The sequence below is a fragment of the Levilactobacillus sp. FUA 3915 genome (assembly GCF_044053135.1).
Taxonomy (GTDB): domain Bacteria; phylum Bacillota; class Bacilli; order Lactobacillales; family Lactobacillaceae; genus Levilactobacillus; species Levilactobacillus lanxiensis.
The window spans coordinates 755,676-778,055 of sequence record NZ_CP168704.1 but is presented as its reverse complement, the minus strand read 5'-3'; the positions used below and the strand labels follow the sequence as shown (position 1 = coordinate 778,055).

20 protein-coding genes are annotated in these 22,380 nt (G+C 51.1%); 15 read left to right on the top strand and 5 right to left on the bottom strand.

Annotation, left to right across the window (positions count from 1 at the left end; translation table 11 throughout):
- Window positions 1-34 precede the first annotated feature (34 nt).
- Together ACEPST_RS03860 and ACEPST_RS03855 are read left to right on the top strand one after the other, a co-directional pair.
- Window positions 35-1,729 (top strand): oleate hydratase, encoded by a 1,695-nt coding sequence (locus ACEPST_RS03860; RefSeq protein WP_204120359.1) that lies wholly within the window; start codon window positions 35-37, stop codon window positions 1,727-1,729.
- A 210-nt stretch (window positions 1,730-1,939) separates the two neighbouring features.
- Complete coding sequence (locus ACEPST_RS03855) at window positions 1,940-2,110, top strand: hypothetical protein (RefSeq protein ID WP_204120358.1); 171 nt, start codon at window positions 1,940-1,942, stop codon at window positions 2,108-2,110.
- 64 nt (window positions 2,111-2,174) lie between these two features.
- On the opposite strand, the gene lepB is transcribed toward ACEPST_RS03855, so the two are convergent.
- Entirely contained in the window at window positions 2,175-2,759 is a 585-nt protein-coding gene (gene lepB, locus ACEPST_RS03850) for a signal peptidase I (protein ID WP_204120357.1), read from the bottom strand.
- 282 nt (window positions 2,760-3,041) lie between these two features.
- On the opposite strand from lepB, the gene ACEPST_RS03845 reads away from it, so the two are divergent.
- The 3 genes from ACEPST_RS03845 (at window position 3,042) to ACEPST_RS03835 (ending at window position 6,467) form a co-directional block, all read left to right on the top strand.
- Entirely contained in the window at window positions 3,042-3,434 is a 393-nt protein-coding gene (locus ACEPST_RS03845) for a cytidine deaminase (protein ID WP_125764372.1), read from the top strand.
- 1,204 nt (window positions 3,435-4,638) lie between these two features.
- Window positions 4,639-4,992, top strand: coding sequence for a PadR family transcriptional regulator (locus ACEPST_RS03840; protein ID WP_203642449.1), 354 nt, complete (start codon window positions 4,639-4,641; stop codon window positions 4,990-4,992).
- A 2-nt stretch (window positions 4,993-4,994) separates the two neighbouring features.
- Window positions 4,995-6,467 (top strand): DUF4097 family beta strand repeat-containing protein, encoded by a 1,473-nt coding sequence (locus ACEPST_RS03835; protein ID WP_204120355.1) that lies wholly within the window; start codon window positions 4,995-4,997, stop codon window positions 6,465-6,467.
- A gap of 332 nt (window positions 6,468-6,799) precedes the next feature.
- On the opposite strand, the gene ACEPST_RS03830 is transcribed toward ACEPST_RS03835, so the two are convergent.
- Window positions 6,800-7,042, bottom strand: coding sequence for a hypothetical protein (locus ACEPST_RS03830; RefSeq protein WP_236000673.1), 243 nt, complete (start codon window positions 7,040-7,042; stop codon window positions 6,800-6,802).
- A gap of 255 nt (window positions 7,043-7,297) precedes the next feature.
- On the opposite strand from ACEPST_RS03830, the gene ACEPST_RS03825 reads away from it, so the two are divergent.
- Window positions 7,298-7,828 (top strand): MarR family winged helix-turn-helix transcriptional regulator, encoded by a 531-nt coding sequence (locus ACEPST_RS03825; protein WP_203637614.1) that lies wholly within the window; start codon window positions 7,298-7,300, stop codon window positions 7,826-7,828.
- Between the two features lie 476 nt (window positions 7,829-8,304).
- Here the strand turns inward: ACEPST_RS03825 and ACEPST_RS03820 are convergent, their stop codons facing one another.
- Window positions 8,305-8,829 (bottom strand): DUF1440 domain-containing protein, encoded by a 525-nt coding sequence (locus ACEPST_RS03820; protein ID WP_204120354.1) that lies wholly within the window; start codon window positions 8,827-8,829, stop codon window positions 8,305-8,307.
- A gap of 577 nt (window positions 8,830-9,406) precedes the next feature.
- Between ACEPST_RS03820 and ACEPST_RS03815 the strand changes: the two genes are divergently transcribed.
- The 7 genes from ACEPST_RS03815 to ACEPST_RS03785 all read left to right on the top strand — a co-directional run bounded on the left by ACEPST_RS03815 (window position 9,407) and on the right by ACEPST_RS03785 (window position 19,432).
- The gene (locus tag ACEPST_RS03815; RefSeq protein ID WP_395391029.1) at window positions 9,407-11,677 is read left to right on the top strand and encodes an ATP-binding cassette domain-containing protein; all 2,271 of its coding nucleotides are present in this window, start codon (window positions 9,407-9,409) and stop codon (window positions 11,675-11,677) included.
- A gap of 261 nt (window positions 11,678-11,938) precedes the next feature.
- The gene (locus ACEPST_RS03810; RefSeq protein ID WP_374706456.1) at window positions 11,939-12,646 is read left to right on the top strand and encodes an SDR family oxidoreductase; all 708 of its coding nucleotides are present in this window, start codon (window positions 11,939-11,941) and stop codon (window positions 12,644-12,646) included.
- A gap of 562 nt (window positions 12,647-13,208) precedes the next feature.
- A complete protein-coding gene (locus ACEPST_RS03805) occupies window positions 13,209-14,738 on the top strand; it encodes a hypothetical protein (protein WP_395390516.1) in 1,530 nt (509 codons plus the stop codon).
- A 612-nt stretch (window positions 14,739-15,350) separates the two neighbouring features.
- The gene (locus tag ACEPST_RS03800) at window positions 15,351-16,121 is read left to right on the top strand and encodes a WxL domain-containing protein (RefSeq protein WP_204120350.1); all 771 of its coding nucleotides are present in this window, start codon (window positions 15,351-15,353) and stop codon (window positions 16,119-16,121) included.
- A gap of 119 nt (window positions 16,122-16,240) precedes the next feature.
- Window positions 16,241-17,302, top strand: coding sequence for a DUF916 and DUF3324 domain-containing protein (locus ACEPST_RS03795; protein ID WP_204120349.1), 1,062 nt, complete (start codon window positions 16,241-16,243; stop codon window positions 17,300-17,302).
- Window positions 17,303-17,326: 24 nt separating this feature from the next.
- Entirely contained in the window at window positions 17,327-17,761 is a 435-nt protein-coding gene (locus ACEPST_RS03790) for an LPXTG cell wall anchor domain-containing protein (protein ID WP_204120348.1), read from the top strand.
- A gap of 6 nt (window positions 17,762-17,767) precedes the next feature.
- Window positions 17,768-19,432: a WxL domain-containing protein gene (locus ACEPST_RS03785; protein WP_204120347.1), complete on the top strand. Its 1,665-nt coding sequence runs from the start codon at window positions 17,768-17,770 to the stop codon at window positions 19,430-19,432.
- 129 nt (window positions 19,433-19,561) lie between these two features.
- On the opposite strand, the gene ACEPST_RS03780 is transcribed toward ACEPST_RS03785, so the two are convergent.
- Together ACEPST_RS03780 and ACEPST_RS03775 are read right to left on the bottom strand one after the other, a co-directional pair.
- Window positions 19,562-19,711 (bottom strand): hypothetical protein, encoded by a 150-nt coding sequence (locus tag ACEPST_RS03780; protein WP_204120346.1) that lies wholly within the window; start codon window positions 19,709-19,711, stop codon window positions 19,562-19,564.
- Window positions 19,711-20,265 carry a hypothetical protein gene (locus tag ACEPST_RS03775; protein ID WP_204120345.1) on the bottom strand — a complete coding sequence of 185 codons (555 nt, stop codon included), beginning with the start codon at window positions 20,263-20,265 and terminating at the stop codon, window positions 19,711-19,713. Before ACEPST_RS03775 ends, ACEPST_RS03780 begins: the two co-directional genes overlap by 1 nt.
- A 65-nt stretch (window positions 20,266-20,330) precedes the next feature.
- On the opposite strand from ACEPST_RS03775, the gene ACEPST_RS03770 reads away from it, so the two are divergent.
- Window positions 20,331-21,014: a Crp/Fnr family transcriptional regulator gene (locus ACEPST_RS03770; protein WP_395390515.1), complete on the top strand. Its 684-nt coding sequence runs from the start codon at window positions 20,331-20,333 to the stop codon at window positions 21,012-21,014.
- Between the two features lie 159 nt (window positions 21,015-21,173).
- The gene (locus ACEPST_RS03765) at window positions 21,174-22,334 is read left to right on the top strand and encodes a DUF5776 domain-containing protein (RefSeq protein WP_204120343.1); all 1,161 of its coding nucleotides are present in this window, start codon (window positions 21,174-21,176) and stop codon (window positions 22,332-22,334) included.
- The last annotated feature ends 46 nt before the right edge of the window (window positions 22,335-22,380 follow it).

The following is a 22,380-nucleotide window of genomic DNA, read 5'->3' as shown; positions in this document are numbered from 1 at the left end:
GTAAAAGGCACATGAATCTACGGAGGTGTTTTTGATGGTAAAGACAAAAGCAGTAATGATCGGTGCAGGTTTAGGGAACATGGCCGCAGCGGTTTACCTGATTCAAGAGGCCCATTGGAGCGGTAAGCAAATTACGTTCTACGGGGTCGATATGCATGGGGCCAACGATGGCGGCACGACCGGTGAATTCAATGATGAATACTGGAACAAAAACCATCCTCTAGACAACCAAACGGGGTACGTTGCCCGTGGTGGCCGGATGCTGAATTACCGGACTTACGTTGATTTGATGGACTTACTGGACCGGATTCCTTCTGCTACTGAGGATGGGATGACGGCCGCTGAAGATACCCACGACTTTGATTCCCATCACCAGACCTACGACAAGGCCCGTCTGTTGCAGGGTGGCAAGGGCATCATCGACGGTGGCAAGCTGGGTCTGAACAACAAGGACCGCGTCTTGCTCTCCAAGTTAGTCTTAATGCCAGATGAAGAAGAAACTAAATTAGACAATATTACGATTGCCGAATACTTTAAGGATGATCCACATATGTTCCAAACCAATTTCTGGTACATGTGGGAAACGACTTTCGCCTTTAGAATTGAAAGTTCCGTTCAGGAATTACGGCGTTACATGCACCAAATGATTTATGAATTCACACAAATTGAACACTTGGTTGGGGTCAACCGGACCCGTTACAACCAATTTGAAAGTATTATGCTACCATTGATCAACTACTTGAAAGATCAAGGCGTAACCTTTATTGATAACCGCATCGTCACGGACTGGGAGTTTGCGGACAGTGCCTTACAAGACGAAATCACGGTTACCGGGTTACACATCAAGAATTTGGAAACGGACAGCGAAGACTTAGTCGACATCGATGATGACACCGCCGTGATCTTTACCAACGGCTCCATCACTGACTCCGCTACCATGGGGGACTACGACACGCCAGCCCGGGAAAACATGGAATACGGCATCAGTGCCGCTCTCTGGAAGAAAGCCACGGAACGCTTCTACAACTTGGGGACGCCAGACAAGTTCTTTAACGACCGGAAGAATTCTGAATGGGTCAGCTTCACGTTGACCACGAAGAACCACCTGCTGTTGAATGAAATTACTCGGATCACCACGCAAGTGCCTGGGAACGCGCTGAACTCCTTCCTGTCCACGACGCCAATCACGCCACTGGGCCAAAAGGATATTAACATGTCCATCGTGGTTCACCACCAGCCGCACTTTACGACCCAGAAGCCAAACGAATCCGTTATCTGGGGCTACTTCCTGTACCCACGTCGGACGGGTGAATTCGTCCACAAGCAGTACATCAAGATGACGGGTAAGGAAATGGCGCAAGAATTGATTGGGCAATTGTCCAAGGTCGACCCTGGTCCCGTTAACATCAAGAGTAAGGAACCAGAAATCATGGACAGCATCATCAACAACATTCCAGTCTACATGCCATACGCCTCAGCCCTATTCAACAACCGGGCGAAGACTGACCGGCCAGAAGTCATTCCGGCACACTCCACGAACTTGGCCTTCACGGGTGAATTTGCGGAACAGCCTTACCAAATGATCTTCACGGAACAAAGCGCCGTCCGTTCGGGTGAAATTGCCGCATACCACTTCACGGGCATCTCGATGGATAACTTAGTCGACACGCCACGGTATGACAAGGATCCGAAGACGTTGCTGAAGGCGACGAGAAGAATGTTTAGCTAAAACACTCACGGGTAAGGGCCGGTTAAGTGGGGCAGTCCTCCTTGCGACGGCCGTCACTTATGCTGTGGGCACGACGCCCTTACCCTGAAAATGAAGGAACCGACCTGCTTGGGTTGGCTCCTTTTTGTTGGAAGTTTGGAGGGGCCTGACTAGTATTGTCATGGGAAGGCTGTTAGACTATCCCCAATACAGTAATCGAGGAGGCCCATCGTGACAGAGTTAGACGCACAAAATGATCATCACCAACCAGAGACGACTGATCAGGAACACGAGAAAATGACAGAGTTAGAAGAAGCACTCGCTGATGTGAAGGCAGGACGCGTCACGACATTTAGTAGTGCCGATGAATTTTTTGCTTATTTGAATCACCTTGAAGAGTAGCAGGCCAAATAAAAATGACAGCCCAATCATCTCTGATTGTGGCTGTCATTTTTTGTCAGCAGGGTTAACTCGCCAAGCTATTCACATTGGTTCGATGGCTCTCGGTTCCTTGCCAGAACGGCACTTTGACCACGCCCATGACCTTGTTGGCGCTGACGTAGCCCCAGGCCCGACCGTCTTCGGAGACGCTGCGGTGGTCACCCAAGACGAAGTAGTGGCCCTTAGGTACCCGGTTCCCCTTGTAGGCCCAGTTGCCCTTTTGTGCCAGGGAACTCAGCGTCCAATCGCCGGTGCCCGTGGTCCGTTCATTCTGGTTGATGAAGGACTGATTGATTTTTTTATTATTGACGTAAATGTAGCCGTTTTGGCTGACGACCTTGTCGCCGGGCAGGCCAATCACGCGTTTGACGTAGTTGGTATTCTTGGCCGCAGCGGGGTCCTCGCCGTAAGCGTCGAAGACAATCACGCTGAGGCGTTTTAGCTTAAGCGGCTTGACCACGACCATCCGCTCTTGGTCGACGAGGTTGGGCTCCATGGAGTCCCCCGAAACTTTGACGACCTCAAACAGGAAGGTCCGTACCAGCACCACTAAGACGAGCGCCACTAAAATGGGGATGATCCAACTAAAAACACTGCGTAACACTTTCATGAAGTTATTTCTCCTTGGTTAATTAGGATTAGGGGCCAATCGCCAGTTACCGGTGATTTTGGGGCAGGCAGGATGACCACCACCCACGGCGACCGCTAAATTCAAGTTACGGATATCTGTGGTCAATTCTAGCATAGTGGACCCCCGCGTTAGCCCGTTTAGGCGGCCGTTTAGGAAAAAATTAAGTAAACCCCAAGAAACTTCGTTCAAATGGTAGCGTTTCCAGTGAAAATATGTAACAATAAGGACGTAAACCGTTTTATTAACGAAGGAGGATTCATCATGGCTGATAAACAAGAATTGTTAAAAGTCGCAACTGATATGCTCGACAAGGCGTACACCCCATACTCTCATTTCCACGTCGGGGCAGCAGCGGTCGGTGCCAGCGGCAAGATCTACGGTGGCTGTAACATCGAAAACGCTTCGTACGGTGCCACCAACTGTGCCGAACGGACGGCAATCTTCTCCGGTATCGCTGCGGGCGAAAAACACTTCACGGCTTTGCTGGTGACTGGGAACACGGATGGTCCAATTGCCCCTTGTGGAATTTGCCGCCAGGTCATTTCTGAATTCTTTGATGCCGATGCGCCAATCTACCTGACCAACCAGAAGGGTGCTTTCACGGAGACCACGGTTGAGGGCATCCTCCCCGGCGCCTTCGTCGACTTGAACTAACCCTAAACTGGTCGTTGACCAGTGCCTCCGGGAGAGTGAAAATAGGACCGGAACGCTGTGGGCGCACGCCCGGAGCCAAAGGGCGGTCTCCGCGCTTACTTTGAGCCGAAAAACACGTCTCAAAGATAGCAATGTCCTAAGTAGCCAAGTGCGCTACTAAGGACATTCCCACGGCTGGACCTATTTTCCCTCTCCCTGCGGCTGATACTGGCATCGCCCATTTACGGTTGATGTTCAATCGCGGTTGCTTGCGGCTCTAGTCGATGATAATGTCTAAGCAAATCGCTCCCGACGGCGGGCTCAAGGTGCCCTGCTATGGGGTCGGTTCCAGCCTGTGAAGCGGGCTTCCACCTCAACTTTGAGCCGAAAGGCGGTCTCAAAGGTTGTCCCATGCTCTAAGCTGAGTGAGAAACCTCAGCTTAGACCATCGACACAGCCGGGCGATTACCGTACCCGCCCCTGGTCGCTAACACGGATGTGGGCATTTACGCTTAGTTCAAGGAGCTTGGTTACTGGAGTGTTAGTGGCTGGCCACGGATTGTTAGGTTAGTTAAATTTTTGAATACTTAGAATGTGACGCTCAGTAGAAACTTACTGGGCGTTTTTTGTCGTGGAGTGGGGAGACGGTTATGGATTTGGTGCGGGTTAAACCAGTGTTAGCCGCAGGGATGGTGAAAATGAGCTTAGCCGTGGGAGTTGCCTTAGCGGCGGGCTTGGCCACTTAGGCAACTGCTATCTTTGAGACTCGGGTTGTGAGGCTCAAAGTAAGTCTGGAGACCGCTCTTTGGCTCCAGACGGGCGCCCACCGCGTTCCGGTTCATTTTCACCATCCCGGAGGCGAAATTAACCTCAGAAAATCAAACCCAAAGCGAATTAGCTGAAATCGTAAAATTCAACGCACAACCTGAGCCGGAGGAAGCCAGGACGGAGCCAGCTGTGTCGAGGATGTTAGTCGGCGTTTCTCAGCCGGCTTACAGCCTGGGACGACTTTGGAAACTCGCGAACTTCAGCGAGGTTTCAAAGCGAGGTGGAGGCCCGCTCCTCAGGCCGGAACCGGGCCCCACAGCAGGCGTAGTCCTGGAAGCCGCAGGCGGCCACTCCCACACAATCCGAAACCAATTTTACTATTTCAGATAAATTACTTTGACACACACAGTAGTACGTGATACAGTAGTCTCATCAAAACAGAAAAGGAAGTGGCAGCATGGCTGAGGTTATTTCCAAAGATTTAATCCGGGGCCATACGGATACGATTATTTTAAACATCCTGCAACAGGGGGATAGTTACGGCTATCAGGTGGCTAAGCAGGTGAAGGCGCTTAGCGATGGCCATTACGAGTTGAACGAAGCCACGCTGTACACGGTCTTTCGGCGGTTAAAAAAGAACGGGGCGCTGACGGATTACTGGGGCGATGAGTCACAGGGGTCGCGGCGCAAGTACTACCACATCACGGCGGTCGGCACGGAATTGTTGCAGGCGAACACGGCGGCCTGGCGCGTGGCCAAGCCAATTATTGATGATCTGATCACGGGCAAGATTACTGAGGAGGAAGACTAAGCATGGACGATATCACAATGGAAATTCGCACCCGGCTGGACCAACTATTCAGCCAATACCAACCATCACGCGCACTGACCGAGTTGAAAGAAGAATTGGTCGGCGACCTGACCGAGGCTGTCACGGACAAAGTCAATCAGGGCCAGGACACCACCAGCGCCATCGACGAGGCCATGGATCAACTGGGCGACATCGACACGCTGCTCAAGGAAGTGGCTGGCGATGAAGGCGCCACTGAAAATGCCGACACAACGGAACGTGACGACACGACCGCATCCGGTTCTGACCAAGACAGTGACGATGAAACCATTCACATCGACAACACCGGTGATGAATCCCGCGTCCAAATTGGTAAGCTCCAGATTCACGGCGACAAGGTGACCTGGGGCGACCACGTGCTGGTCGACGGGGACAACGACAAGGTTGATTTCGGCAAATTGGTGCAGGTCGATGGCGACCACGTCACGGTGGCCGATGGCTTGGTCGACGTGAACGGTGACGACGTCAAGATCAACGGCGAGCGGCCCCGGCGAACCTATGTCGAATCCCTGCGGCTGGTCAACACACAGTCATTTGCCATTGAGGACATCAATGAACTTGACATTAACTACCGCGATGCCGCCATTAAGTTGGGACCGGCCAGCGCTGACAAAATTGTGGTCAACGAGTACATGAGCCGCGACAACAGCCGCTACTACCTACGGGCAGCCCGGCACGGTAAGCTGTTGGCCATCAAGCAGGGTGACCGGCCGCGGTTGTGGCCGCTGCACGCCCGTACTGAGATCTTCCTGCCGGCTAGTTTAGCGGGCAAGGTCACGGTTCACGCCGGGAACGGTAGCTTGGAAATCAGCGACTTGCGGGCCGACTTAGCCGTCGATGCGCACGCCACGAACGGCAGTGTGCGGGCCTTCGATGACCACCTGAAGCAGTTGAAAATGCATTCGACCAACGGTTCCGTGCGGCTCGATCAGGTGACGGCCGCCACCGATTTATTTAGCAAGAACGGGAGCGTCACGGTGCGTGAGGGTGCCGGGGACGTGCGGATTGAATCCAGCAACGGCGCGGTCCGGCTCTCCGATCATGTTGGGAATGCCGACCTGCGTAACCACAACGGGGCCATCAAGCTGGATGGCGTCACCGGGCAAGTGCACGCGGCTACGGCCAACGGCGCCATTCGCGGTCGGAACGTAAACGGTGGGGGCATTTTCAGTACCGGCAACGGTAGCGTGAATTTGCAGCTGACGGGCCTGACCAGCGATGTGTCCGTTGAGAGTGGCAGCGGCAGTGCCACCGTGCAGATGCCGTTACTGACGGACTATCAATTTGACGCGAAAAATTTGAACGCCAGTGTGAAGGTACCAATGGAAGCCCAATTAAGCCTCAATGACGACCACCACAAGATTGGGACTGTGGGGGAGAACGCCGAACACAGCGTGACCATTCAGGCCAGCTCTGGTAGTATTCGCTTAAGTTAGAATGCCTTAAAAAAATCCGTGGATAGTCAATCTAATTGACTGTGCACGGATTTTTTAGGGCAATTGGTTTAGGCCACTCAATTAATCAATCTATGTAACTTTCTAATTGTTACCAGTTCACCTAAACTGTGGTCATTCTTTTAGGCCGTGAGGGTTTATAATCTAGGTAGACTAGGACTAACTTAAAAGGGGTTTTTTCGGAATTTGCGGATTGCCGAAAAAGCCAGACGGATTAAATGAAGACAGCGTTTTCTTTAAATTGTAAAGAAAAAGCCAACAATTTAGCAAAAAGGGGTTTATTTTTTGCTGGGGAGAGGCGATACTAGAAGAAGTTACTGACGAGAGCCCTCGTAGAGATGCCACCAAGATTGTAATTGGTGTAATCGCACTTGGCTGATTCCGGTCAGGGGGATTTCCCGCGAATGGCCCGCAGCTAAACCGAGGTAAACGGTGGAAGCTGAAACGTAGTCGACGGTTCCCGTATACGTAACGTTATTGAATATTAGCGTGGTCACTTGATTGTTTTGATAGGCTAGTTGGAGTAGGTGCTTAATTGGCTGGCTAACACGTTGCATGATAATCATCACGTCCTTGATGAAATAAGATTAATTTCATTATAAAACATCCGTTCGCTTTTTGAAACCCGATTTTTAAATATTACTGGATAACTTAATTTCATGGTAAAATGTACGGAGGGTTGTCCATTTGGGAAAAGCTGACCGGTGACGGGCGGAATTTCATCAGCTAGAATTAAGACCCGTAGCTGTGCGCAATCAAAGGACATAAATGACAGCGCCTGGCGCTGGACTAGAAGGAGTAATGGACTGATAATGACAGAATCGACTAATGAGGCTGTAACCGAAGCTGAACTGAAAAAAGAATTTGACGATCTTTACATGCACATTTTCAAATATATTGGTGACTTTGTCTCCATCCCTACGCAGAAGTATAACCTCACCTTCGAAGCGTTTATGGTCATGGACAATGTCGCCCGAAGCAAGAACGGCCAGACTTTGGTTGAACTCGCTAAATTAGAAGGCGTCTCCAAGAGTGCCATTGCTCGCCAGGTCAACGTTTTGTTGAAAGAAAACTACGTGATGCAAAAGGTTGATCCTAACGACCGTCGGGTGAAGTACATTACCTTGACGGCTGCCGGGAGCCGGGTTCAACGGAACCTCTCCCAAGCCACTGACGAACGGTTCCACCGTTGGTTAGAATTTTTCGGTGGCAAGGACGAAGCCGAACGCTTCATTCGCGTGCTTCACCAAGCCAACGAACGGGCCGTCGCTGCCGGCTTCGTCGGTTTCGACAGCCTGCACGACAAGCGCCGGAACTCCAACCGGAGCCACACGAACCACTAGTAAATAAGTAAACTCTCGAAATGGCGTGGGCGTTCCACGTCCTTTCGATTACGTAAAATTAAAAACGGTGTGACCTTGAGAAATTCTTGGGCACACCGTTTTTTGTTGTCGAAATTAGAGTTCTTTATAAATGTTTGTGACGAAAAAGGTTCAGTCAGCGGAATTGATCATTGGGATCAAAGGCAAGGTAAGTGCTAACTGAACCAGTATGACAGTTTTAATACATAACATAACAGAAATCACAGTGTAAATAAACGCCAGTGTAGGGGATGGAGGCGGAGGAGGTCAGGTACGAGTAACGGTGTCGGTGTTCTTAGATTGCGCGGGTTGGGCGCAACCTTAGAACACGGGCCAATCTTCCAGACGTGATTTACCGGCTGGAAGTTGCCCTGAAGACCGCCCCTCAGGCTTCAGGTCTGCCCCACCGTTGGGAAGTACCTGACAGCCGCAGCCGGAATCCCCGGCATAGCTGACGTTTATTTATGGCGTTGGCTCTCACGGGTTAGACGGCGGTAGACCTCCGCCCCCACCAGATCATTCGTGACCATCCACACGATGTGGCCCAACGATTCGGACACGTGCTCTTCCGTTGGTTGGTCCTCAGCGGCGGGCACGGTGCCCATGGCTGGCATGATACCGAGGTGGAAAGCAACCCAGATGGCGAGGCCAAACCAGGTGCCAGCGTCCTTTTTCACGGCCGGAATCTTCTCACCGATGATTTGGTAAAGCACGGCAAACGTGGTCGAGAAGCCGAAGTGAATCACGTAGCTGACCCACGGCAATTGTTGGCCGGAGTAGGTGTAGGTGGCGTGCGTCACCTTAGCGGGGATACCAAATTGTTCCAGCAAACGCTGGGGTGGGTTGGTGGCGTTGCGCTCCTCGGTACGGGGTGGCAGGACGTTTTCCCAGCCGAGCTTAACTAAGCCGGAAACAATCCCGGCCGCACCACCAGCGATGACGGCTGCGCGGAGATTCAATGGATGACGTTTAAAAAGAGACATGGAAGATTCCTCCTTCGGAATAGTTGCTACGACCTAAATTATAGCCTTTCGGGGATAGGATTGTGGCTGATTTGTTTGTGGATTTTGAAGCGGAGCGGTGAAAGAAAATCTAACGTCGCCATTCCCGCACAAAATTTTAGAATATGGTAAGGTGAAACGGTAGCGAACTGATGTCAGGGAAAGTGATTATCTGACTAACAATACAAGACAATCTGTCATCAAATCAGTTAAAGGGTTATCCATGAATTAAGTACAGGCTAACGCCACGCCAGCCGCGGAAATGCTGAAAATAAGCCAACGCGGTCGATGTAAGTGACCAGAGGCGGGCCAAAGTGACCAGCTGTGTCGGTGGTCTTAACTGAGTGATTTTCTCAGTTTAGCCCACGGGACGACCTTTGAGACCGACCTTTGGCTCAAAGTCGAGGTGGAAGCCCGTACCTCAGGCTGGAACCGGCCCCACAGCAGGGCACTTTGAGCCCGCCGCCGGGAACGGACTCGACCACGTATCGACGGCAGCTTTCACCATTTAGTGGCCATGACACAGCGTTAGCCCAAAACCATGAGAGGGGAAGAGAAGATGCAACCAACTTTCAAGCAAGGCTTCATTGACATCAAGGATGCCACGCAAAACAACCTGCAGCACGTAAACCTGCGGGTGCCCAAGTACCAGACGACGGTGTTTGTCGGGCTATCGGGGTCCGGCAAGTCCTCGCTGGTGTTTGATACGATTGCGGCGGCCTCGCGACGGGAACTGAACGAGACGTTCCCCAGTTTCACGCAACAGTATTTGCCCAAATATGGCCAACCGCACGTCGGTGACATTGAGCATCTACCGGTCGCCATCGTCATTGCCCAACAGCGGCTGGGGAAGAATGCCCGGTCGACGCTGGCGACGTACACCGGGATCTATTCACTGATGCGGCTGTTATTTTCGCGAATCGGCAAGCCCTTCATCGGCTATTCCGACAGCTTCTCGTTCAACCTGCCACAGGGGATGTGTCCGGCCTGCCAGGGCCTGGGTTACGTGGACGACATTGATGAAAGCAAGCTGATTGACCCCGAAAAATCGTTGAATCAGGGTGCCATCACGTTTGTCAGCTTCGGGCCGGACACCTGGCGTTGGCGGCGATACGCGACCAGTGGGCTGTTTGACGACGACAAGCCCATCAAGGATTACACGGCCGCAGAATACGAGCTGTTGATGCACGCGCCGCAACAGAAGCTGGACCATCCTGGCGAGGGCTTTCCCCGCACGGCGCTGTATGAGGGTGTTGTACCGCGGATTCGCCGTTCCGTGATTGGCAAGAAGGAAGCCGAACACCACCGTGAGGCCATTGCGGAAATTGTGACGCGCAAGCCGTGTCCCGTTTGCCAGGGCACGCGGCTGAAGCCGGAAGTTCTGACCAACCATCTCAACGGCCACAACATTGCCGAGGTCACGGCCATGGACCTGCGCCACGTGCTGGCGTTTTTGCAGGGCATCACCGAACCGCTGGCCGCCGACGTGGTCCGGGAGCTTAGCACCAAGATTCAGTCGTTGGTCGACATCGGCCTGGGCTACCTGACGCTGGACCGCGGCACCAGTTCGCTGTCCGGTGGGGAAGCCCAACGGATCAAGATTGCCAAATACCTGACCAGTGCCCTGGTCGACATGGTCTACATTTTGGATGAACCCAGCGTCGGGTTACATCCGCACGACATTCAGTTGGTCAAGCAGGCGTTGACCCGGTTGAAGGATAAAGGCAACACCATTTTAGTCGTCGAACATAACCCAGCAATGATCGACTTCGCGGATTATGTGGTTGAGATGGGGCCGTTAGCCGGCAAGGGCGGCGGGACCGTCACGTTTACCGGGACCTATCCGGAGCTGCTGGCCTCGGACTCGCTGACCGGCAACTGGTTGCGCCAGGCCCATCACTGGGGCACGGAACGGCAACAGACCGGGCATTTAGCCTTACGACATGTCACACAGAATAACTTACAAAATGTGGACGTGGATGTCCCACTGGGCGTGATGACTGTCATCTCGGGAGTCGCCGGGTCCGGGAAGTCTTCACTAGTGACGGCGTTGAAGTCGCAGCTCACGGAGGACTATATCGACCTGGCCCAAGCGCCCGTGGGCATCAATATCCGCTCGACGCCGGCCACCTATCTGGGTATTTTGGATGAGATTCGCAAACTCTTTAGCGATGCCAACAATCGGGTCGGCACCAGCCTGTTCAGTTATAACGGTAAGGGCGCCTGCCCGCGGTGTAAGGGGAAGGGCGTCACGATTACCAACATGGCGTTCATGGACCCGGTCGTGCAGACCTGTGAGCTGTGTCATGGCCAACGCTACAGCGAGGAAGCCCTGCAGTATACCTATCAGGGCAAGAACATCGCGGCGGTGCTGCAGCTGTCGGTCAAGGCGGCGACAACCTTCTTCCAGGACACGCCGAAGCTCGCCAGCCAACTGGCCAACCTGGACCGCGTGGGTCTGGGCTACCTGACGTTGGCACAACCCCTGACGACCTTGTCCGGTGGGGAACTTCAGCGGTTGAAATTAGCGGTCGAGTTGGGTAAGCGGGGAACGATTTACCTGCTGGACGAACCCACGGCCGGTCTGCATTTGCAGGACACCGCGCGCCTGTTGAAGCTGTTCAATGAGCTGGTTGCAGCCGGCAACTCGCTGATCATCATCGAGCACAACCTCGCCGTGATTGGCCAGGCCGACTGGTTGATCGACGTCGGCCCGGATGCCGGGCGTTACGGCGGTCACATCCAGTACAGCGGCACGCCGCGCGAGTCCATCAATGTGGCCGATTCGCGCACTGGGGTGGCGTTGAAACGCTGGATCGCCGAAAATTAAAATTTGTGGGAATCCGCTGTCCGGGAGTGTTGGGACGGCGGATTTTTTTAAAGTGGCAGAAATAGCCTGAAATTGACAATTATCAAGTTATTGGACAGTGTTTCGCAGTAAACTAAGTTCTGTTGTTTGCGTGTCGTGTTGGATGAGACGGCGTGAGTCGTGCAAACCAGTTATCGAAACCACCCGTGGTAAGATTCAGGGTGGCCAGTAAATAGACAATCAATCGAAATGTACTTAATTTAATGAATGAGGCGAATGGGTTTGGCACCAGCAAAGACGATTATTATTACGGGCGCAACTAGTGGCATCGGCAAAGCAACGGCGTTATTAGCCGCGAGTCATGGGCATCGCGTCGTGTTGGCCGCGCGTAAGGAAGCGGACCTGCAGGCGACGGCGGAGGCCATTCACCAGGCGGGTGGTCAGGCGATTTTCAAGGTGGCCGATGTCAGTAACCGGACCGAGGTTCAGGCATTGATTGATTTTGCCTTAGCTGAATATGGCCGGATCGATGTTTTAGACCTGAACGCTGGCGTGATGAGCTTTGCGCCAATGAATGAGGGGCGGGTCGCTGAATGGGAAAGAATGATCGACATCAACGTGAAGGGTGTCTTGTACGGCCTGGCTGCGGCGATTCCGGTCATGGAAAAACAGCGGGGCGGTCAGATCGTTGCGACCGATTCAACGGCTGGGCATCAGGTCGGGCAAAATAATACGGTTTACGCCAGCACCAAATTTAGCGTCCGGGCCATCATGGATGGCGTCCGTGCGGAGGAAGCTGGGGCACACATCAGGTCCATGATGGTTTCCCCAGCATTTGTGAAGACGGGGTTCTTTGCGGACCAGCGCAATGCTAACTTGGAATCGGTCCCGAAGTTGCGGCCTGAGGATATCGCAGCCTCGGTGGTCTTTGCCATCGAGCAGCCGGCGAACGTGGATATTAATGAAATTGTTTTGCGACCGACTTTATAAGTGAATACGTGTGTTAGGTAGACCGTTCATCTCATTAGGTAGTTGTGAAATGAACGGTCTATTCTACATAATTAGAGTGGTTGTTGAGGGATATATTCGTAATGGTAGTCGCTTCAAATAGGACTAATCAGACTCCTAGCAGGCAATAAGCCGTACGCAAATGAGAAAGATGACTGCGGGTTAAACCTGTGTCAGCCGCAGGGATGGTGAAAATGAGCTAACCGGGTCGATGTGAGTGACCAGAGGCGGGCCAAAGTGACCAGCTGTGTCGATGGCCTTAGCTGAGTGATTTTCTCAGCTTAGCCCATGGGCATGGGACAACCTTTGTGACCGCCTCTCAGGCACAAAGTTGAGGTGGAAGCCTGTTCCTTAGGCTGGAACCGGCCCCACAGCAGGGCGCTTTGAGCCCGCCGGCGGGAACGGCCAGCACCACCGCGTTCCGGCTCAGTTTTCACCATCCTGGAGGCGGTAGAAACATCAGAATTTAAACATATGTTCCCTATTTTGCGGCGAGTTATGGTAGACTGAAAGAACGCGAATTTGAGACGAAAGGACGTTACGTATGGCAACCACCATTTTGACGCCGGCCGAGAACCGGTTCCTACAACTGAGTCAGCGCGCACTGGCGTTGCCGGGATTGACCCGACTGATGCCACTGCTGCGCGACCACCCCACGATTAAGGACAGCAGTGATTTCCTCCCCCGCTCGGCGCGAGAAGCCTTGTTGGAGCAGCGGGTCGACTGGCTAGTTCAGAGCAGCGAGGCGTGGAAATTATTGGCGGACTCGCCGTACGTGATCAATCCCAGCAATAATCGGCTGGATTGGCGGCACTGTGCGCTCTGCCACAAGCCGGTGCGCTACGAATACCACGTGGTGTTGCGCAAGGACGGCCACAAGATCATTGTCGGTTCCGAGTGCGTGAAGAAGTTCATGAGTGATGAAATGCAATACCTGATGACCATCACCACCGAGGACAACATCCACGCGGTCGCCCAATACGACGATTTGACCGCCCACTACCCCCAGGTGCCAGAAATTTTGTGGGACCCGGAAGCTTTGCCTAACTTGCCCCAAACCCATCAACGGCGCCAGCATTGGGTGCGGCACGGGACCAAGGATACGGTGACGGGGTATTTGAAACGCCCGCAAACGACCTTGCCGGAAACGCAGTTAAAACCGTACCTGACGGAGTATGATGTCCTGACGGGGATTGACCAGAAAGCAGCCACGGCTGCGCAACAGGCGGCTCAGCGGCGGGCTGAACGGGAGAAACGGCTAGCCGAGGAAGAGGCCCAGGCGGCTTGGCAACACGCCGAGCACCAAGAAAGCACGGCGGTCCAGGAGTTGCGGGCGTCGGCACCATATCGAAGCTACTTACAGCGGGTGGCTGACTTGATTACGCGTCACTTGCCGCTGGGTTCGTTTAAGGAAAACGTCGCGGCACTGACCATGCCAGCAAGTTTGAAGAAGCTGGTCAACTCCTATCAACTAGGGGTGATGGCTACGGAATTTGCTCGGACCGGTCAGATTCAGGCAGCGCGGCTCCAAATCGTGCCACGGTACCTGGTAGCGGACTTGAACCGGGCCAGTCGCCAGCGCGCTAACCAGCGTCAACGTGATTGGTGGGATGATCTGTTTAATGCGGCGATTGGCTTTGACCTGACGCCGGCGGAACGGACGGCTAGCTTGGTCAAGCTCCAACAACCCTGGGAGGGTCAACAGGTGCCGGTGAGCGTTTACCGGGACTGTGAAACCTTGCGGAACCACTTAACGGCGGGGGAGGCGTTGCCAGCTACTTGGCCGGCGGAATTGCGGCAGGCGTTCACGCAGCGGCTGGCGGTTCAACCGGCAAATGACTGGGTGCCAGCCAAGAAAAACCACGTGACAACCACCCAACTGCGGGGACTCGTTCACGAGAATGCCGACTTTGACCAGATCAAACGGGCCTATCATCGCCTGTATGCCTTGCCAGCCGGGGCGGAAGCGGCCACGTTGTCGGCGCTCCAGCAGGTTGCCCTGCGGCGGGACGATGCGCGCGAAAAACGCGAAAGTGTTACACAATCGTTGGTTCGGAAATTACTAGATGACTAGCTTGAAAGCCAGTGTTGACGGGAGATGCCGTTGAACTGGCTTTTTTGCTTGGATCAAGAAATAGAGAACTCAGCTGAGGTTAATTAGGAAAGTTGCCAAACAGAATTAGCTTTGAAAAAAGCTGGACATAGTCGACAACCCATGATATTAATCCCGCATTTAGCTAGTATGGCAGGTAACCTTATTTACTGACAAAAAGTCAGAAGAAACTTACTCCGATGTACGATTGAGGTCATGTTACGGTTCCGAAAGCGCTGTCCAAAAGGGCTAAAGTGTCTAGCCGATATAAACCGTAGATAGCTAAAACTGTCATTTTACGAATGACTATAAACGCCTAAATGGCGGTAAATATAGCTTTTTTATCACTTGATTAAATTAATTGCAAATATATCCCCAAAAATGGTTTACAAGCAAATCTTTTGGCCTTATAATAGCTTTGTTACATAGTTAGTGAAGCGTAACATCCTTCTAGGGGGAGTTGCTTTTCCACAACTGGTCTTAATGATTGAGGAGCTCATCATTTTTACCGAAATCATGACGGCCCATAAGATGTGTTGTCCGTCACAGTGTTTTGGGAATCCATAAAAGATAAATCTAAGGGGTGCTTTATTTATGAAGAAGACATTAAGTACAATCGTATTAGCAAGTGCATTGTTGTTAGGTACTGTTGCGCCAGTTGCTGCCAATGCGGACACAACTACTGATCCAGCTCCAGCAACCACTGCCGGTTCTGTAACATTTACCAAGCCAGCTGCTGTAACAACGCCAGTTGATCCTAACGATCCAGGTACAACTTCAGTAACACCTGGTGATAATGGTGGTGCCAAGCCATCCGGCGATTTAACTTTCTTGTACGTGACTAAGACGCTTGACTTTGGGACACATGCTACTTCTACTGGTGCCAAGCAAACCTTTACCGCTGGTACGAACGAAGCAACTGACAGCAAGGCTGGGAAAATCAGTGAAACTACTTTCTCTGGAGACACAGCAAACCCTAACTTCGTTACTGAAGTTGGCGATACCCGTGGGTCTAACGCTGGTTGGCAAGTATCTTTGACCGCTAGTGACTTCACCGATGGTACTCACAATTTGACTGGAGCTAGCCTAGACTTTAATGCTGACCAAGGGAAGGCTATTACCAACTCTTCTGATTCTAGTGCTACTGGTATTTCACAACAGAAGGCTAGTGCCAAGCTTGGTAGTGCCGAAGCACAACCTGTTTACACTGCCGCTAAGGGTAGTGGTGCTGGGTCAACTGCCTTCCAGCTTGATCCTAACAATATTTCATTAAGCGCCATTCCTGCAAACGTGACTGTTACCGGGGACTCAACAACTTACTCTGGTACTTTGAACTGGACATTAGCTGCGCTTCCTGAATCATAATTTTCATTTTCGAGGAAAGGTGTCCATTGATTAATATATGAGCACCTTTTTTCAATACATAAAGTGGTACTATGAACCTATATAGTACGACAAAATGATGGGTATGCAGAGGTGTAACGATGCAAGGTTTAAAGAAGATTCAGTTAGGCTTGTTGTTACTGGTTGGCTTCGTAATCGGTGGATTTGGGCTAGAAAATGCACATGCGGCTGGGACGCAAAATAACATTGGTTATAATGTATCCGCGGTGATTCCTAAGAATCAAATCAATAAGCAAAATTCATTCTTTGATTTGAATATGAAGTCTGGTCAAACGGAAACCTTAAAGGTCCGGATCAACAATATTTCTAATCAGGATGTGACGGTTAAGACGGCCATTCGGACAGCTTGGACGAATTCAACGGGTAATATTGACTATGTTAATCCCGCTAAGTCGTTTGATCCGTCATTGAAGTATAAGATGAGCGATATTAGTCAGATTCAAGGTAAAAAGACGTTAACGATTCCGGCTGGAAAAGCCAGAGTAGTCTCAGCTATTGTCAAAGTTCCTAAAACGTCCCGCAATGGGGTTATTTTAGGCGGTTGGTATTTTAAGAAGGTAGACGACAAAGTCACTGGCAATGTTAAGGGTGCAACTAATGTCCACAGTGAATACTCGTACGTTATTGGTATGAAGTATTCATTGGGGAAGGCTCCTGTAGCTGTTATGAGTTTGGGCAAGGTCGGTGCTGGCTTGAGTAATGGTCACCGTGCTGTCATTGCTAATTTACGTAACACGTCGGCAGTGATTATCCCCAATTTAAAGATGCACAGCACGATTACCAATCGAGATAGCAATACAACTGTCAAGAATATGAAGAAGAGTAAAGTGCAGATGGCACCAAACTCTGATTTCAAATATCCCTTAGTGTTAAATGATAGTCCCCTGAAAGCGGGTAAATATCACTTACACATGGTGGTTAAGAACACTGAGCGGACTTGGGTCTTTGATCGGGACTTTACGATTACTGCGGCACAAGCAAATAAGTACAACCATGACACGGTTGATAATCAAGGATTAAATATCTGGTTATTAATTGGGCTGGGTGCACTGGCGATGCTGATTTTAATCTTGTTGATTCTCTTGATTATCTACTTGATTCGGAGACGACGTCGTGATGATGACGAGGACGAAGCTGAATAAGGACAACGAAGGAGGGCGTTGGTTGTGAAAAGAACACTCATAAGAATAGTTTTAGTGCTTACGTTAGTGCTAGGATTTAGTGCGAGCACACCGGCGTTCGCTGAACATGTTTTTAACATTGGCCAAACGAATGCTGGAATTACATTTGTCGCGAACCCCAATGCCAAGAAGAAAGCAGGCACAGGGGGAGACAATGGTGCTGAAACTGGAAGAGCTGCAGCGATTGCCGATCAACAGATTCCAACTGCAGATAAAGCAACCGTGACGCGGACGCCTGCCAAGGCTAGTCCGGGTGTCTTGGTCAAAATGGCCGCTGCGGACGTAATTGCTGGCCGCTTACCACAGACGAATGAAGCACAAGCATTATTGGTGACGTTATTGGGTTTACTGCTACTGATCGTCATGGCTTTGTTAGCATTGATTTACCGTCAAGCACGCCTATTAAAGGAGAGGGAGTGAGCTAAGATGAAGTTGAAGAAAATTTTGCTACAGCTTGGCTTGCTGCTGGCTTTTGTTGGTGTGGGGATGATTGGATATAAATCGGCTTACGCTCAAGCAGGGACGGATCTTCAATCTGACGCAGCACTTAAAGCGGGAATTATCGGTCGGTCGCCAAGTTTTGTAGACGGAGATAGTAAGGGGTTTACTACAAGTTATCCTGCAGTAACTGAAATTTCTGCAGATGGTGTCCAGAATGGTCGGGTAACAACAGGAACTAGGAATATTTACATCTCGTATGATACTACGGTACTTCCAACAATTAAGTATGGTGCTTATACACAGTTTTATGCTGATGTTATGACCTATCCGAAAGGAAGTATTAAACCTACTTCCCTTAGTTCCAAAGCTCCCCAACTATGGAAGTTATCGAATAGTAATAAAAGTGCTACTCCACCCTACGGTGTGCTTACAATTCCAGTTGACTTTTCACACCTAGGAGCAAACCCTCCGTTCCCAATTTACATTGGGTTTGTATATAGTGCGGCGGCAGGTTCCGGAACGCCAATTACAAACTATTATTACGAAATAACGATTAATGGCGATTCAACAGCTATTTCAAAACTGAAGGATGTTACCATTAATGATGGAAAAGATTTATCTTCATCTGATAAGATAGTTAAAGGTACTGGTGAGCCTGGAATGACAGTGACTTTGTCGGGGGCTTCTAAAGATTACACAAGTACAATTGGGAATGACGGCACCTACGAGTTTGATCTTGATGATACGTTGAAAAATTCGGGGAGCCCATCATCAATAAAGGTTACAGAAAGTAACATATATGGGGATTCTAAGTCAGCAGAAGCGGATGTTAAAGATACGTATCCACTCTCAATTACGGCAACAACACCGAGCGTTGGTGTTTCTCCAGATCAGTTAGCCAGTTTGGCAGGTAAATCCGATGATGAGATTTTGAAGTGGTTAGCAGGTTCTGAAGCGGCTGGATTAGTTGTAACTAAAGAGTCAGACCCGACGTCAGTTATTGATCCCTCTAGTCTGACTTACAATACAACCGAGACAGGACTATTAAGTGAAATCTCATCAGCTACAGAATCAAATCCAGCTACTATTAGTGTGGGTGCTAGTGATGCAAGCGGAGACAAGACGAGTAGCACGACAGCAATTAATGTTTATCCAACCAATGGTATTTTTAAATTTGGTTTATTGTCCGATTATTACTTTGGGACTTTACCAGTGCCTTCGCGCGAGACCCTATTTGCACCAACGAATGAACCATCTGTACCCATTCAGGATACACAAACTGTTGGTAAGGGGTGGCGTGTTACAGCCAGTTCGACAAGAATGCACGATAAGGCGGATAACACTTATTTGAACGGAAAGCTTGTTTACGTTGATGCCAGCGGTAACTTGAATGATTTAACGGGAACATCTCCTGTTCAAGTCGGTTCTGGCACCCGTCAAAGTGGGCAGAATAGTGTTGAAGTAGCTTCAGGTTGGGCTAAATCAGGGCAAACAGTTGATGCCAGTAAATTTGCTGGTGGCGCTGCTGATACTAGTGTGACACCAGGAATCTACTTGGATGCACAGCCTAATATTTATGCGACATCTGCGACTACCGGTTCTAGCTATGTCGGCATACTTTCATGGACTCTCACCAATTCAGTAAGCTAGTACTATAATTGTCATAAAAAGTTTGGAATTTAAAAACGTACATCAGTAGGACCATAGAATGGTCTTGCCGGTGTACGTTTTGTGTTTTAGGCTATTCATCAATTGGACCAGAGTAATCATTGTCACTTTTTACCGCCGCACCAACCGCAGTCCCGCACCAACCAGCATCCCCACAGCCATGCCCCACATTGCCAACATGTCCAAGTGAAACGCTACCAGCAACAGGATTACCGCGTAGTAGCCGGTCGCCACGATGGCACCAGTTTTCTTACCAGCCATCACAGCGCCACAATCTTCCCAACCGCAATCGGCAGGGTAACGTGCGTGGAGTAATGCCCGACCGCACCGGCAACCGTGTCTGGCAGGACGACATCGTCCGTCACACCGTGGATGTAGATGACCCGTTTGTCGAGCGCCAACTCGTTATCGTTAAACGTGGCCTTGAATTTTTCATCCAGCTTGGCCAGCGGCACGACCTTGGTGTAGGCGAAGTAGCCGTTCGCGTCCGCCACAGGGTAGGCGTCGTTGGGGATGTCCATCTCGTGGGGCGCGTCGTTGAACGGCACCATGGTGGTCCCGGAAACCGCGCCCGTCTCGGGGAGGTCCACGAAGCCATCGTGGTTCACGTCCTGCGCGCTCGTGGCGATGTCAGCGGCCTTGCCATCCGGGAAGCCGTGGAAATGTTCCCAGTGCTGCAGGTTGGCCGGGGTGTCAAACATTTCAATGTTAATGGTCAGTGTGTCCCCGTTGATGGTGAACAGCGCCGCCCCGTGGGCCGCGGTCCCGATGACCTGTTCGTTGAGTGGCACGATGGTTGCTTGATAGATTTTCATGTGAAATGACCTCCTCGAAGTGATGGATTTAGTATATAATGGCTTTACCAAATATAAATTGATAAATGTCAAGAAAACGTCAAAAGGAGCGAGAAAAGATGACCCATTCGCCAGTTAAATGTGTGCGGAGTGCCCCCATTTTCAAAGGGTTGGATGACGCCGCCATTGCGGAGCTTGCCAAGATTTCCGTGCACCAGCAGCTATTCAAGAAGGGCACGGTGCTCTACGACCCGACCAGTCAGCTGGACCGGATGATGATTGTCGATTCCGGGCGGGTCAAGGTGTATCAGCTCAACGAAAACGGCAAGGAGAAGGTGCTGTACATGCTGCGGGCCGGGACCATCGACAGTGAGGCCGCGCTGTTTGCCAAGCGCCAGCACTTCAACTACGCCGAGGCCGTGGAGGATACGCGAATTTGTTCGATTGGCCGTGCGGACTTCCAGGACCTCCTGCGCCGGGAGCCAGATGTGGCGTTTAATTTTCTAAATATTCTGGGTGACCGCTTGACCGAACTGGAGTCGGTGAGCGCGCTAACGGGCAATCTGACGGCGAAGAACCGGGTGCTGGCCTACCTCCAGCAGATTGGCCAGGCACAACAGGCCACCGAGTTCGATTTACCCGTGAAGAAAAAAGAATTCGCCAGTTTCCTGGGTATCACGCCAGAAACGTTGAGTCGCCAGCTGGGCCAGTTGGTGGCGGACGGCCTGTTGGAGATTGTTGGGAAGCGCGTGACCTTGTTGGCAGAGTGAATGTGATTGGGACCATGTTGGCTGAAATATTTGGCTGGGGTGGTCCTTTTTGCGTTATACTGGGGATAATTATTCTAAGGGTATACAGTCATTAGTGATAATTATTTTTATAAGACGTTATGACTTGGCCCAATCAATTTGGCATAGGAAGTGGGAGTCGTGAAGACTGGAATTAAGGGAATTCTGGTTAGTGTTTTAGTGGGAGTCGCTTTGTTGATGGTAGTGGGGAAACCAGTTGTCGCACTGGGCGAAGCCGTCACTGGGGAGGACCCATCGGATCAGCCCCAAGAAACGACATCCGGCAGTCAGGTGGTCATTGAGGATGCGACTGGCGGATACGTCACGACGCCAGTAATTGAGATGGGAAATACGGCATGCGTGACTCATCTTTATAATGATGAAGATGAATTGATTGCGGGACGAGCTTTGGCGCAGGGAACGGATTGGTTCGTGAATTCAGAAAAACTGAATCTCATGGATGGTTCCCAAAGCTGGCGAGTTAGTGCGCATAGTTGGGTTAAGAATAGTGATGTGAAATTTCATTTTCCCACGGACTCTACACGAGTTACGCAGAAGTTGACCATTAATTTTGTGGATACCACTGGGAATGTCTTACGGGCACCAGAGAACGTGATGGTGGCCTTCGACTTTACTTCTGAGCTGAAAAAGGCAGTCTTGCCCATTACTGATTACGACTTAGCCCGAACGGATGCCACCAAGCCTGGCGAGTTCACCTACATCTATCAGAAGAAGGCGCCAGCGGAAAACGTTGGTGGAACGGCGGTCACCACGCCACCAACGACAGTCATACCAACGCCAACGACCCCGGAGCCGACTGATCCGGTCAAAGTCGTGCCTAAGGGTCAGGCGGTATCGGCGCTTAAGAGGATTGGCCTTTATCGCACGGTCAACTTTAATCGGCAAACCCGCCTGCACTGGTATGCCAAACGCCCACGGAATCAGTGGCCACAGTTTGTGGTAACGGGGTACCGGCGGAATGCTGCTGGTGTCTTGCGGTATCGGGTCCGCGATGTGAATCACCAGTCCAAGACGGACGGTCTGACAGGTTACGTGACGGCAAGCGATAATGATGTAACGAATACCTATTTCCGCATTAATCCGCGACACGTTCGGGTGCTGAATCCGTTGGGAGTCAACGCGTATCGCCAAGCCAATTTGAGAGGTCGGCGCCTTCAACATTTCAAACGGGGAATGGTACTGAGGGTAAAAGCCATTCGGCATTATCATTTGACGACGCGGTTGGTCTTAACCGACGGACGTTATGTGACGGCAAATAAAACGTTAGTCGTTAAAAAATAAGTGTATTCAAAAACGAGATGATTGGTCTGAAGCGACCGGTCATCTC

Coding starts and splice junctions, on each gene's coding strand:
- ACEPST_RS03800 (WP_204120350.1), top strand. CDS start 15,351: ATGAAGAAGACATTAAGTACAATCGTATTAGCAAGTGCATTGTTGTTA.
- ACEPST_RS03775 (WP_204120345.1), bottom strand. CDS start 20,265: ATGAAAATCTATCAAGCAACCATCGTGCCACTCAACGAACAGGTCATC.
- lepB (WP_204120357.1), bottom strand. CDS start 2,759: ATGAAAGTGTTACGCAGTGTTTTTAGTTGGATCATCCCCATTTTAGTG.
- ACEPST_RS03815 (WP_395391029.1), top strand. CDS start 9,407: ATGCAACCAACTTTCAAGCAAGGCTTCATTGACATCAAGGATGCCACG.
- ACEPST_RS03795 (WP_204120349.1), top strand. CDS start 16,241: ATGCAAGGTTTAAAGAAGATTCAGTTAGGCTTGTTGTTACTGGTTGGC.
- ACEPST_RS03830 (WP_236000673.1), bottom strand. CDS start 7,042: ATGCAACGTGTTAGCCAGCCAATTAAGCACCTACTCCAACTAGCCTAT.
- ACEPST_RS03805 (WP_395390516.1), top strand. CDS start 13,209: ATGGCAACCACCATTTTGACGCCGGCCGAGAACCGGTTCCTACAACTG.
- ACEPST_RS03820 (WP_204120354.1), bottom strand. CDS start 8,829: ATGTCTCTTTTTAAACGTCATCCATTGAATCTCCGCGCAGCCGTCATC.
- ACEPST_RS03825 (WP_203637614.1), top strand. CDS start 7,298: ATGACAGAATCGACTAATGAGGCTGTAACCGAAGCTGAACTGAAAAAA.
- ACEPST_RS03840 (WP_203642449.1), top strand. CDS start 4,639: ATGGCTGAGGTTATTTCCAAAGATTTAATCCGGGGCCATACGGATACG.
- ACEPST_RS03835 (WP_204120355.1), top strand. CDS start 4,995: ATGGACGATATCACAATGGAAATTCGCACCCGGCTGGACCAACTATTC.
- ACEPST_RS03860 (WP_204120359.1), top strand. CDS start 35: ATGGTAAAGACAAAAGCAGTAATGATCGGTGCAGGTTTAGGGAACATG.
- ACEPST_RS03770 (WP_395390515.1), top strand. CDS start 20,331: ATGTCAAGAAAACGTCAAAAGGAGCGAGAAAAGATGACCCATTCGCCA.
- ACEPST_RS03785 (WP_204120347.1), top strand. CDS start 17,768: ATGAAGTTGAAGAAAATTTTGCTACAGCTTGGCTTGCTGCTGGCTTTT.
- ACEPST_RS03780 (WP_204120346.1), bottom strand. CDS start 19,711: ATGGCTGGTAAGAAAACTGGTGCCATCGTGGCGACCGGCTACTACGCG.
- ACEPST_RS03845 (WP_125764372.1), top strand. CDS start 3,042: ATGGCTGATAAACAAGAATTGTTAAAAGTCGCAACTGATATGCTCGAC.